This window comes from Mycolicibacterium arabiense (assembly GCF_010731815.2).
Lineage (GTDB): Bacteria > Actinomycetota > Actinomycetes > Mycobacteriales > Mycobacteriaceae > Mycobacterium > Mycobacterium arabiense.
In genome coordinates this window covers 5,529,779-5,542,252 of record NZ_AP022593.1, presented here as the reverse complement: position 1 = coordinate 5,542,252, position 12,474 = coordinate 5,529,779, and the positions used below count along the sequence as shown (strand labels likewise).

Genomic DNA, 12,474 nt, shown 5'->3' with positions numbered 1-12,474 from the left:
TGGACAGCCAACCCGCCTCCGGGACACTGAAATTGATCGAGGACGGCCTCCGCAAGACCATGCTCACGGCGTCGGGTCCCGAACTCGACACGGCGCTGTCCGAGATGGGCTGGTCCGACATGCTGTCGGACATGCCGGAGACTGCCGTCCCGTTGGTGTTCCGACTCCTCGGCGAAACCGGTTCGCACGCATCGGTTCTCAACGACGTCGTCCAACAGACCGCCGACCGTGAAGTGGGCGCCACGCCCGAGCTGCCCTATGCGGGCGGCGGCTGGGTGGTCTGGGAACGCGACCAGAGCGGAGAATCGAGCACCGCGCTGGGCGGTCTGCCCCTGCGCCGGGTCGAGGAGGGCGGGCTGCTGCGGCTTGGTGACGCTCGCCGCGCGTTGGGCTGGTGGCTGGTCGGGACGTCGCGGGCAATGCTCACCCTCGCGCGCCAGCACGCCGTCGACCGCGTCCAGTTCGGCAAGCCGATCGCGCAGTTCCAGGCGGTCCGACACCGGCTGGCCGAGACGCTCGTCGCGATCGAGGGCGCCGAGGCGACGCTGAGCCTGCCCGGCGTCGACAATCCCGATCTGACCGCGCTGCTGGCCAAGGCGGCCGCGGGCAAGGCCGCCCTGCTGGCCGCCAAGAACTGCCAGCAGGTGCTGGCCGGCATCGGGTTCACCGCCGAGCACGGTCTGCACGTCCACGTCGAGCGTGCACTGGTGCTCGACGGATTGCTGGGCAGCTCAAGGGAACTCACGAAGAAGGCCGGAGCGGGGCTGCGCGCCCGCGGTTCCGTGCCACGCCTGGCGCAGCTGTAGGTCGGGCGGGGCTCAGCCCCTTGGCAGTCCGAGCACCCGCTGGGCGATGATGTTGCGCTGGATCTCCGACGTGCCGCCTGCGATCGTGCCCGCGAACGATCGAGCATAGCGATCCGACCAGCTGCCCGCGTAGCCGTCGTGGTTCATGTGCACGAAGGGCGTCGTCATGGCCGGGTCGATCAGGCCCTGCGAACCGGCTGCCGCCAAGGCGTATTCGGAGGCGGACTGGGCAGCCTCGGCGCCCAGCAACTTGAGCATCGCCATCCCCTGCACGTCCTCCTGGCCCCGCGCGGCGCGCGCCAAGCCGACCGACCCGAGCAGCCGCAGCGCCTGATTGTCCATCGCCAGCGTCGCGTAGCGGTCGCGGTCGAGTTCGGTGACGGGGGTGAAGTCCTCGAGCAGATCGCGCAGCCGGTCGGCATAGCTCAGCCACAGCATCGTGCGCTCGTGACCGAGCGAGCCGTTGGCCACACGCCAGCCGTCGTCGAGGGGGCCGACGAGATTCTCGGCGGGGACCCGAACGTCGTTGAAGAAGACCTCGTTGAAGTCGAGGTCGTCGCGGTCCCATGCCGACGCGAAGGGCCTGCACTGCACGCCGGGCGCGTCGGTCGGGATCAACAGCACACTGATCCCGCGGTGCTTGGGCACGTCGGGATTCGTTCGGACGAAGGTCAGCACGACGTCCGCGTGGTGCGCCCCAGAGGTCCACACCTTCTGCCCGTTGACGACGAAGTGGTCGCCATCGGCATCGGAGGCACGCACGGCACGCGTCCGCAGCGACGCCAGGTCCGAACCCGCGCCGGGCTCGCTCATGCCGAGGGCTGCGGTGATCTCGGCGCGCAGGATTGGCACGGCCCATTGCTGCTTCTGCTCCGGCGTGCCGAACGTGAGCAGTGACGCCGCGATGATGCCGACGCCCTGAATGTTGAGGCTGTGCACCGTGCGTCGCCGAGACAGTTCCTCGAAGAACACGTACTGCTCGAGGATGGTCGCGTTGCGGCCGCCGAACTCCGGAGGGTTGCCGGGAACCAGCCAGCCGTTGTCGAAGAGAAGTCGTTGCCAGCTACGCGCCCAGGGTGGCGGGTCGGAGGACGACCGAGCGCGTTGAATGGCCTCGGCCGCGGCGGGGAGGTGCTCGTCGAGGAAGGCCACGAACTCGGCGCGGAATGCCTCGACGTCGGCGTCGAACGTGAGTTGCACGGCTCTCCCGATGAGAATGCGACCGCACCCGCTGCGAGCTGCGGCGGAGCGGCCGGGATGAAATGTGTCCAGGTTGCGAAGGGCTTCTGTAAACGCGCTGACGAGAATAGTATTCTCGTCATGGGGAAGTTACAATCTCAGACACGATGGCTTGCGAGGGGGTCTTGGACCACGATGGTCGAGCATTCTCCGGTACAGTCCATCCATGCTCTTTCCACTCGGCCTGCCGAAGAGTCGCTGGTGACAAGCCCCAGCGAAGAGCCGGCCTGGAAGCAGCGGGCGGTCGAACGCTCCATCAAGACGGCGAAACTGCGCGCCGCCCAGCGCGTGCAGCGCTTCTTGGATGCCGCTCAGGCCATCATCATCGAGAAGGGCAGCACGGACTTCACCGTGCAAGAGGTCGTCGACCGCTCGCGCCAGTCGCTGCGCAGCTTTTACTTGCAGTTCGACGGCAAACACGAACTCCTCCTCGCACTGTTCGAGGACGCGCTGAGCCGGTCGGCCGACCAGATCCGCGCCGCCACCGCCGGGCACACCGACCCCCTCGAACGCCTGAAGGTGGCCGTCCAACTGCTGTTCGAGTCCTCGCGGCCCGATCCCGCGGCCAAGCGCCCGCTGTTCACCGACTTCGCGCCACGCCTGTTGGTGTCGCATCCGTCCGAGGTGAAGGTGGCGCACGCGCCGCTGGTCGTCCTGCTGACCGAGTTGATGGAGGATGCCGCAGAGGCGGGCGCCCTGCGCGCCGGGCTGAGCCCCAAGCGCATGGCGGCCATCACCATGCAGACCGTCATGTTCGTGGCGCAGTCCAGCGGCTCCGAGGAGGGGTCCAACAAGCCCGTCTCGGCCGACGAGGTGTGGGACTTCGTGTCCCACGGGTTCGCCGCCAGCTAGTAGAGAACACCGTTCTCACAACGGCACAACGGCGTGGCTCGCCAGGCTCCTGACCAATTCCGCCGGCTATCCGGACCCGTCCCGTGCCGTGGCGTTGGACCGCCGCCACCCCCGGCCGGAACGCTCCCGATCGGGCCAAGACAACCGCCGGACGCGCCCGTCCGGAGTCGCACGACTTCCCATGGCCCACATGACTTCTAAGCAGTGAGTACAAACGCCACGCACCCGCGCTGCCCGTTGACACAATCGGTTACCGATGACAGAGTGCTGAGCAAGTGCACAGCAAATGGTTGGTGCCGACGACAGAGCAGGGGTCCGACATGGCAGGGCGGTTAGAGGGCAAGGTCGCTTTCATCACCGGTGCGGCGCGCGGCCAGGGTCGCGCGCACGCGGTCCGCATGGCGCAGGAGGGCGCCGACATCATCGCCATCGACATCTGCAAGCAGATCGACAGCGTGCAGATCCCCCTCTCCAACCCGGAGGATCTCGCCGAGACCGCGGACCTGGTCAAGAACCTCGACCGCCGCATCTTCACCGCCGAGGTCGACACCCGCGATTACGACGCCCTCAAGGCCGCGGTCGACGCCGGCGTCGAGGAGTTCGGTCGACTCGACATCATCGTGGCCAACGCGGGGATCGGCAACGGTGGACAGACCCTGGACAAGACCGGCGAGCCCGACTGGGACGACATGATCGCCGTGAACCTGTCCGGCGTCTGGAAGACGGTCAAGGCCGGTGTTCCACACATCCTGGCGGGCGGCAACGGCGGCTCGATCATCCTGACGAGTTCGGTCGGCGGACTCAAGGCCTACCCGCACACCGGTCACTACGTCGCCGCCAAGCACGGCGTCATCGGTCTGATGCGGACGTTCGCCGTAGAACTCGGCGCGCAGAACGTCAGGGTGAACACCGTGTGCCCCACCAACGTCAACACACCGCTGTTCATGAACGACGGCACGATGAAGCTCTTCCGGCCCGACCTGGAGAACCCGGGTCCCGAGGACATGAAGGTCGTCGGCCAGATGATGCACACGCTGCCGATCGGCTGGGTCGAGCCCGAGGACGTCGCCAACGCGGTGCTGTTCCTCGCCTCCGACGAAGCCCGCTACATCACCGGGGTCGCCCTACCGGTCGACGGCGGAAGCTGTCTGAAGTAGCGGCGTCGAGCGGCGCGGGCTGACAGAGTCGACCGATGGACGATTCCGAACCCGATCCCGAGGTCGTCGAAGCATCGGGCCTCAGCGGCTACAGCCCCTCGTTCACCAGGACGGTGGTCGAGAAGGTCGGCCCCGTCCTGCGCCGCTACTTCCGCGCCGAACTGCACGGCCTCGACGTGTTCCCCCCAACCGGGGGCGTCCTGGTCGTGTCCAACCACTCCGGCGGAATGCTGACACCGGACGTGCTGCTGTTCGGCTCGGCGTTCTACCGCCGGTTCGGCTACGACGACCGCCCCCTGCACACGCTCGCCCACTACGGGGTCGTGATGGGACCGCTCGGCGACGTGATGCCGAAGGTCGGCGTCATCGAGGCCAGCCGCGAGAATGCCGCAGCCGCATTGGCTTCCGGCGCCGTCGTGCTGGTGTTTCCCGGTGGTGACTACGACTCCTACCGCCCGACGCGCGAGGACGCGGTGATCGACTTCGCCGGCCGCACCGGCTACGTGCGCACCGCGATCAATGCCGGGGTGCCCATCGTGCCGTCGGTGACCATCGGTGCGCAGGAGGGCCAGCTGTTCCTCACCCGCGGCAACCGGGTGGCCAAGCTCCTCGGCCTGACCAAGGCGCGACTGGAGATCCTGCCCGTCACCTTCGGGTTCCCTTTCGGCTTCAGCATGTTGGTACCGCCGAACCTGCCGCTGCCCACCAAGATCGTCACCCAGGTGCTCGAACCGATCGACGTGCTGGAGCGCTTCGGTCCCGACCCCGACGTCGACGAGGTGGACGTCTACGTCCGATCGGCCATGCAGTCCGCACTCGACGAACTCGCGCGCAAGCGGCGTTTCCCGATACTGGGGTGACGCGATGCTGAGTTCGGTGGCGGCCGGTGCCGGCGAGATAGTGGGCACGCTGGCGACATTGGTGCGGGCAGGCGTGCTGGCCCCGCTGCGTCCCGACAAGTACGTGAGGATGGCCGCGGCGGTGCGCGACGGCGGCTCGGTGACCCTCGGCTTCGCCATCGCGGCTCGGCGATGTCCTGATGCCAATGGGCTGGTGGACGAGCTGGGTTCCCTGACCTGGCGGCAACTCGACGAACGCGCGCGCTCGCTGGCTGCCGGTCTGCAGCACCTGCCCTCTCCGCCCACGACGGTGGGGATCATGTGCCGCAACCATCGTGGCTTCGTGTCCGCGCTGATGGCCGCCGACCGGATCGGCGCCCACGTCCTGCTGCTCAACACCTCCTTCGCGGGACCCGCGCTCGCCGAGGTGGTCGGCCGCGAGGGCGTCGACGTCATCGTCTACGACGAGGAGTTCGGTCCGACCGTGGATCAGGCCCTGGCCGACGCACCCGGGGCCACGCGCATCCTGGGCTGGACCGACATCGAGCAGCCGCTCCCCCGGCTCACCGTCGAGGGACTGATCCGCACCAACGCCGGGAGCCGACCCGAGCGAACGACCGGTCGCGCCAGGATCGTGCTGCTGACCTCCGGCACGACCGGCACGCCCAAGGGCGCACGGCCGACGTCGGGCGGCGGCGCTGCTGAACTCAAGGGCATCCTCGACCGGATCCCCTGGCGGGCCGGCGAAGTCACGGTCATCGCCGCCCCCATGTTCCACGCCTGGGGGTACTCGCAGCTCGTGTTCGCCGCCTTCATGGCCACCACGATCGTCACCCGCAGGCGCTTCGACCCCGCTGCCACACTCGACCTCGTCGACCGCCACGGCGCCTCGGGTCTCGTGGTGGTTCCGGTCATGCTCGACCGGATCATGGACCTGCCGGATAACGTGCGGCGCGGATACCACGGGCGCACACTGCGTTTCGTCACGGCGTCCGGGTCGCGCATGCGGCCCGACGTCGTCACGCGCTTCATGGACGAGTTCGGCGACGTGGTCTACAACAACTACAACGCCACCGAGGCGGGCATGATCGCGACCGCCACCCCCGCCGACCTACGCGCGGCACCCGACACCGCGGGCCGACCTGCAAACGGCACCGAGGTCCGCATCCTCGACGAGGCGTACCGGCCCGTGCCCGGTGGTGCGGTCGGGCAGATCTTCGTCCGCAGTGCAACGTTGTTCGACGGCTATACGGAAGGATCGTCGGCCGACGGGAAGACCTTCCACGACGGCTTCATGGCGTCCGGTGACATGGGATACATGGACCCCGCCGGTCGCCTGTTCGTCGTCGGCCGCGACGACGAGATGATCGTCTCCGGCGGCGAGAACGTCTATCCCATCGAGGTCGAGAAGGTACTCGCCGGCCACCCGGACGTCGCGGAGGCGAGCGTGGTCGGCGTCCCCGACGACGAGTACGGGCAGCGGCTGGTCGCCTTCGTCGTGCCACGGCAAGGCGCGTCCGCCGATGCGGACACCTTGCGCCGCCACGTCCGGGACACCCTCGCGAACTACAAGGTCCCGCGTGAGGTCATCGCGCTCGAGGAATTGCCCCGCAACGCCACCGGCAAGATCCTGCGAGCCGAACTGCGCGCCCGCGCGGGCGGTTGATCAGCCGTTGACCTCCACCTCGGGCAGCGCACTGTCGACCACGGTCGGATCACCGGGGATCCCCGCGGCAGAGCGGATCTCGAAGAAGGCGTCGGTGAACGCTCCGGTCGCCTCGTGGACGTCGTCGAAGGTCTGGTCGTCGGTCAGCACGGCCACACCCATCTGATCGACGTAGCTCCACACCGTGATGTTGACCGGCGCACCGAGGGACAGCACGCCGGTGGAGTACAACTCGACGACCGGCGCGCCCGCGAAGTGCCCGCGCTCCCGGGGCCCGGGCACGTTGGACACGGCCACGTTCATCATCCTGTTGCGGCCGTCGCGCTCGGACAGCCAGCGGAACGCTCCCGGCGCGACGGCAGTCGGCAGGTAGGTCATCAGGCGGCAGTACAGTTCTGGGCCGATCAGCTCGTGATCCTCCTTGGCCCGTCCGGTCGCGGTGGCGACCAGCCGGACCCGTTCGAGCGGATCGGTGACGTGTACGGGTAGCGAGATCGACAGTCCGCTGATCTCGTTGCCGGTGACCCGGTCCGGCGACCTGTTCGTCGCGGTGGGCACGGAGGCGATGATCGGCTCGTCGGCGTGGCCGTCGTATCGAATGAGCAACCGGCGCAACGCCCCTGCCGCAGTCGCCAGTACGACGTCGTTGACGCTGACGCCCAGTGCCTTCGCCACCTGCTTGACCTCCGACAGCGAGAGCGTGGCGCTGCCGAACCGCCGTTCGGGTGACACCTGGTGGTTCAGGAACGTCGCCGGCGCGCTGAAGTCGTCGGCCAGATCCGGGATGTCCTCGCGCTGCTGCGCACGACGGCGGACCCTGGCGAACCCGGTGACCGCGTCCTTCACCAAGCCCGGCAGCTCGCCGATCTGGCGGACGTGGTCGCGCCCGGCGTCGGCCAGCAGGCGGGTGGGGCGCGGCGGCTCGCAGGTCGTCTCGTCGTCGCGCTCGGGTGTCGGCCCACCCACGATGTCCATCGCGCGGGCCAACAGATTCACCGAAGCCACGCCGTCGGCGAGGGCATGGTGCACCTTGCCGATCAGCGCGTACCGATTGCCTGCGAGCCCCTCGGCGAAGTAGAACTCCCACAGCGGCCGGGCCCGGTCCAACGGCGTCGATGCCACCCGGGAGATGACCTCGTCGAGTTCTCGGCGGCCGCCCGGCGCCGGCACCCGCACCCGGCGCAGGTGGTAGTCCAGGTCGACGTCGCAATCCTCCAGCCACATCGGATGGTGCAGACGCAACGGGATCTCGACCAGACGGTAACGGAAGGGTTCGAGTAGGTGCAGTCTCCGGCGGAAGTGGGTTCGGAACGCGTCGAAGTCGAACTGGCCTGAAATCCCGGTCGTGTCGACCACCGCGACCTTCAGCGTGTGCGAGTGCAGGCTGGGTGTCTCGGTGTACAGCAGATAGGCGTCCATGCCGTTGAGCCGCTTCACGTCGCCACCTCGATTCGCTGCCTCCGCCCAGACCATCGAACCATCGATGCCGGGGCCGCCCCGTCGTTTTCGCGACACCGTCATCAGTCACTCCGAACGTGATACGGCGTCCGCTTACGCGCGTACGCTGTCGCGGGTGTGGGTCATCGGGGATGCGACCGGGACGCCCATACCCGCCGACCCCGATGCGTTGCGCGACGGCGGAACTCGCTTCCTCACCGACGCCTTCCGTCGGTTCGGCTCGCTGGGGGACGACAACGAGGTCACCGCCGTCACGGCCTGGGCCGAGTTCGCGGGCGGGAGTACGGGACGCAAGCTCGCCCTGTCGGTCAAATACCGGCGGCCGGGTCCGCACCGCGATCTCTTCGCCAAGTTCTCCCGTGACCTCGACGACCCCGAACGCGACGCAGGCCGCACGCAGATGGAATCGGAGGTGGCCTTCGCCGCCGCCACCCGATGCGACGGCTTCCCGGTCACCGTCCCGACCGTCCTGTTCGCCGACTACCACCGCGCCTCCGGCACGGGAATCCTGCTCACCGAACGCATTCCGTTCGGCCGCGACGGCCTGGAACCGCAGTACGCCAAGTGCATGGACTACGACATGCCCGATCAAGTCGGCCACTATCGCGCTCTGTTGGCATCGGTCGCGCGACTGGCAGGTGCCGACTGCCGCGGTGCGATCGAGTTCGACGTTGGCGCCGGCGTTCCGACCGTCGGTCCGCGCCCGCATCTGGACCGGGCGAAACTCCTGCGCCGCGTCGACCGCCTTGCGGACTTCGCGGCGGCGCATCCCGACCTGCTGCCCGAGTCCGTCCGCTCCGCACCGTTCCTCACCAGCCTCCGCGACACCCTGCCGGAACTACTGCGTCGCGAGTCGGACGCATGGGAACTGCTGCGCAGTGATACGGACCTGACAGCGCTCTGTCACTGGAATGCCAACGTGGACAACGCCTGGTTCTGGCGCGACGACCACGACGGCCTGCAGTGCGGCCTCATGGATTGGGGCTGCGTCGGCCGCATGAACGTGGCCATGGCGATCTGGGGCGCGATGTGCAGTGCGGAGACCGACCTGTGGGACGGCCACCTGCGCGAGCTGCTCGACGGGTTCGCCCACGAGTTCCGTCGCCACGGCGGCCCAGGCGTCGACGTCGACGTGCTGGTGCGGCACGTGCTGCTCTACGCGTCGGTGATGGGCATGACGTGGCTCCTCGACGTCCCCTCCCACGTCCGCTCGACGGTGCGCGACCTCGATGCCTACTCGACGCGGTTCGACCCGGCGATCCGCGACGTCGAAAGCGTGCGGTGCCGGTTGCAGATGATGACCAACGTCCTCAACCTCTGGGCGACACACGGGGTCGTCGACATCCTGCCGGCCTGAGCGCGCACGTTTGCTCGTCAACGCAGATACTGGTACGACATTTGCGTTCCCTATGAACAACTGGCACGTAACCCTGGGCGCATTAAATTGGAACTCGTAGCCAATGCATTTCGATTTCCGAGCCGGGAATTCCAGCAGCGGCGACGTCGATCACCGACACACCACTCACCCAGGGAGAATCATGAAGCTCAGCCACATCGCCACACTCGTCATCACCGGAGCGGCCGCTGCGGCCATCGCCACCGCACCTGCCGCGTCGGCCGCCAGCGTGGGCGTCGATGCCGCGCCAACGGGAGCAACGATCACCCAGCGCGACGGCCACGTGCACATTCACGCTACGCCGCCTCCGGTGTCCGAGCCCCGCAGCTACGGCGAGTTCGCGTCGCCTGCGCTGATCCTCGGCGACTAGCAGGTGCCGCGCGGACGATGACCGATGCGTTCATCCACCAATTCGTGCTGCGGATCCGACCGAATGGGTCGGGTCCGTAGCACGTCCCTCATCCAATCGATTCGAATCATATGCGTTTGACATGAGTCTCCGAAAATCGGGAATGAATTCGGTTCGAATGCACTTCACATGAATGGCGTGCAGCTTTCCGGAATTGCCCGTACCGAATCGTTTCGACGTTTGCTGGTGCGCAACGACACCGCACCGGTCACCGCTTCGTCTTGCGCCCGCCGATGGCGGGCGCCGTGCCGATGACGCCATCGGCCTCCAGCTCGGCGATCTCCTCGTCGCTCACGCCGATGGACCGCAAGATCTCGTGGTTGTGCTCCCCCAGCAGCGGGGCAGGGCGCCGATGGAACGCGCCGGGGCCTGCGACCAGGTTGATCGGCAGCGTGCTGTGCGGTGCGGAGGGATTGACCGGATGGCCGAGTTCCTCGAAGAAGCCGCGGTGCCGCAGTTGTTCGATCTCCAGCTGCCGGTGCGGCTGCATCACCTTGGCCACCGGGACGCCGGCGTCGGCAAGCGTCTCGACCACCTGATCACCCGTACGGGTACGGCACCAGGCGCCGAGGCGGTCATCGATCGCGTCGTGCCGACGCCGCCGACCCGCCACGGTGTCCAGCTCCGGATCCATCGCCCACTCGGGCCGACCGACGGCGTTCCGCAGCGCCACCCATTGCTCGTCGGTGGCGACGGCGACGGCCACCCAGCAGTCCTCGCGGCCGAATTCGTCGACACCCTCAACCTGATAGAGGTTCTGCGGCGCGGCGATCGGACCTCGATTGCCCGCGCGTTGCAGCAGCATTCCGTAGGCCGAGTGCTCGATCACCTGCTCGGCGGCGACGTTGAGCGCCGCATCGACCATCGCTGCCTCCACGAGCACGCCTTCGCCGGTGCGGCGCCGATGTTCGAGAGCCAGCTGCAGTGCGGTGAGTGCATGCACCCCCGCGTTGGGGTCGCCGATCGAGTACGGCTCGTACGGGTTGCGATCGGGATACCCGGTGAGCCAACTCAATCCGGACGCATCCTCGATGATGTAGGCGAAGGCGGGGTTGTCGCGCCACGGGCCGTCGAGTCCGAATCCGGGCATCCGCAGCATGACGATGTCGCTGCGCAACTCGCGTACCGATTCGAAGTCCAGCCCGATCTGGTCGATCACCCGTGGTGTGAAGTTCTCGACGATGACGTCGCACGTGGAGATGAGACGACGCAGTAGTTGGCGTCCCTGCTCGGTCTGAAAGTCGAGCGTCAGACCCAACTTGTTCGTGTTGAGCGCCGAGAAGATCGGCGAACGCTCCCACCACTGCGCCTCGGTGGCGGGTATGCCTGCGATGAGCCGGGTCCCGTCGGGCCGCGGCGTCGACTCCAGGTGGATGAGTTCGGCCCCCAGCATGGCGAGCGCGTGCGTACACGACGGACCGGCCCAGAACGTCGTCATGTCGAGCACCCGAAGGCCTTCGAACGGCAGCCCGGATGCGACGCGAGCGCCTGTCGGCGCCGGTCGCGCCCGCGTTCGTGCCGAACGCAATTCGTCGGTGTGCTCCCCGAGACGCGGCGCGGGTGCGGGTTCGCGCAACGTGGCCCCGCTGAGCCGGTACGGCGGCGCGGGCTGCACGAAGTCGCCGTCCGAACTCCCGACGAAGGCGCCGCGCTCGACGAAGTGGTCCATCGACGTGACGTTCTCACCGTTGCCGACAGGCGAATTGGGGATGCGGAACGCCGACGCCAGGTCGCGCACGTCGTCGACCTTCTGATCGCGAAGCCATTCGTAGAGGTCGTCGGCGTGCAAGTTGGCCTGCTCGGTGATCGTGAGCGACGACTCCTCGTCGATCCATTCGTCGTGACCGGACATCGCGCAGAGATCGAACCACTGTTGCGCGGTGCCGCAACCGATGGCGACGAGTCCGTCGGCGGCTTCGGCGACCCCGGGGACAGTGGGCCGCCGCTCGGTGCGCCAGGGTCTGCCGAGCATCTCGAAGTACGTCACCGGATAATAGGTGAGACAGAGTATTTGGCATTCCAGCATGGATAGGTCGATCAGTTCGCCGTGGCCGTCGCCGACCGCGCGGGCGCGGAACGCCAGCGTCATGGCAGCGGCATACGCACCGGACACCCAGTCGCCCGCTTGCCCCCCGACGTGGACCGGTGCACGGTCCTGCGAGCCGCGGCCGATGCCGATCGCGCCGCCCGACCACGCCTGCAAGGTGAACTCGGTGGCAGGTCGGTCCTTCCACGGTCCGTTCAGGCCGAACGGAGTGATGGACGTGACGACGAGATGTGGATGCCTGCGATGGATCGCCTCCGGCGTCAGTGTGTCGTGTCGGGCCAGCGGCGAATCACGCGACCACACCACCGCGTCCGCCGAGGCAAGCAGACGCTCGACCATCTCGACGTCGTCGGTGATCGCGGGGTCGGCGGTGACGCCGCGCTTGGCACCGGCCAGGAAGCGGAACAGGGCACCATCCTCGCCAGCGGGGATGGCGGCGCCCGACGCCGACCAGTGCCGCAGCGGATCTCCCTCGGGCGCTTCGACCTTCACGACGTCGGCGCCCGCGTCGGCAAGCAGTTTGGTGCAGTAGGCGCCGGGGATGCCGCTCGACAGGTCGACGACGACGTAGCCGTCCAGAGGTGTAGCGCCGTTCGCAACCACCG

Annotated in this window: 10 protein-coding genes; 7 read left to right on the top strand and 3 right to left on the bottom strand. The window is 67.9% G+C overall.

Translation table 11 applies throughout. The annotated features are described in order from the left end of the window. Window positions 1-59 precede the first annotated feature (59 nt). Window positions 60-806, top strand: coding sequence for an acyl-CoA dehydrogenase family protein (locus G6N61_RS28395; protein ID WP_163925164.1), 747 nt, complete (start codon window positions 60-62; stop codon window positions 804-806). 12 nt (window positions 807-818) lie between these two features. On the opposite strand, the gene G6N61_RS28390 is transcribed toward G6N61_RS28395, so the two are convergent. Then, on the bottom strand, window positions 819-2,006 hold the full coding sequence (locus tag G6N61_RS28390; protein ID WP_163924191.1) for an acyl-CoA dehydrogenase family protein: 1,188 nt from the start codon (window positions 2,004-2,006) through the stop codon (window positions 819-821). A gap of 174 nt (window positions 2,007-2,180) precedes the next feature. On the opposite strand from G6N61_RS28390, the gene G6N61_RS28385 reads away from it, so the two are divergent. From G6N61_RS28385 to fadD12, 4 genes are all read left to right on the top strand, one after another. Further along, the gene (locus G6N61_RS28385) at window positions 2,181-2,897 is read left to right on the top strand and encodes a TetR/AcrR family transcriptional regulator (protein WP_163924190.1); all 717 of its coding nucleotides are present in this window, start codon (window positions 2,181-2,183) and stop codon (window positions 2,895-2,897) included. Window positions 2,898-3,217: 320 nt separating this feature from the next. Next, window positions 3,218-4,054: a mycofactocin-coupled SDR family oxidoreductase gene (locus G6N61_RS28380; RefSeq protein ID WP_163924189.1), complete on the top strand. Its 837-nt coding sequence runs from the start codon at window positions 3,218-3,220 to the stop codon at window positions 4,052-4,054. A 35-nt stretch (window positions 4,055-4,089) separates the two neighbouring features. Next, a complete protein-coding gene (locus G6N61_RS28375) occupies window positions 4,090-4,914 on the top strand; it encodes a 1-acyl-sn-glycerol-3-phosphate acyltransferase (RefSeq protein WP_163924188.1) in 825 nt (274 codons plus the stop codon). A 4-nt stretch (window positions 4,915-4,918) separates the two neighbouring features. Then, window positions 4,919-6,559, top strand: a complete 1,641-nt coding sequence (gene fadD12 / locus G6N61_RS28370; protein ID WP_163924187.1) for an acyl-CoA ligase FadD12 — start codon at window positions 4,919-4,921, stop codon at window positions 6,557-6,559. Here the strand turns inward: fadD12 and G6N61_RS28365 are convergent, their stop codons facing one another. Further along, on the bottom strand, window positions 6,560-7,996 hold the full coding sequence (locus tag G6N61_RS28365; protein ID WP_179973539.1) for a WS/DGAT/MGAT family O-acyltransferase: 1,437 nt from the start codon (window positions 7,994-7,996) through the stop codon (window positions 6,560-6,562). Between the two features lie 127 nt (window positions 7,997-8,123). Here G6N61_RS28365 and G6N61_RS28360 point away from each other — a divergent pair, with 127 nt between their 5' ends. Together G6N61_RS28360 and G6N61_RS28355 are read left to right on the top strand one after the other, a co-directional pair. After that, entirely contained in the window at window positions 8,124-9,374 is a 1,251-nt protein-coding gene (locus tag G6N61_RS28360) for a hypothetical protein (protein WP_163925162.1), read from the top strand. Window positions 9,375-9,555: 181 nt separating this feature from the next. Further along, window positions 9,556-9,783: a hypothetical protein gene (locus G6N61_RS28355; RefSeq protein WP_163924186.1), complete on the top strand. Its 228-nt coding sequence runs from the start codon at window positions 9,556-9,558 to the stop codon at window positions 9,781-9,783. A 247-nt stretch (window positions 9,784-10,030) separates the two neighbouring features. On the opposite strand, the gene G6N61_RS28350 is transcribed toward G6N61_RS28355, so the two are convergent. Further along, window positions 10,031-12,472 carry a CaiB/BaiF CoA transferase family protein gene (locus tag G6N61_RS28350; protein WP_163924185.1) on the bottom strand — a complete coding sequence of 814 codons (2,442 nt, stop codon included), beginning with the start codon at window positions 12,470-12,472 and terminating at the stop codon, window positions 10,031-10,033. Between the last annotated feature and the right edge of the window lie 2 nt (window positions 12,473-12,474).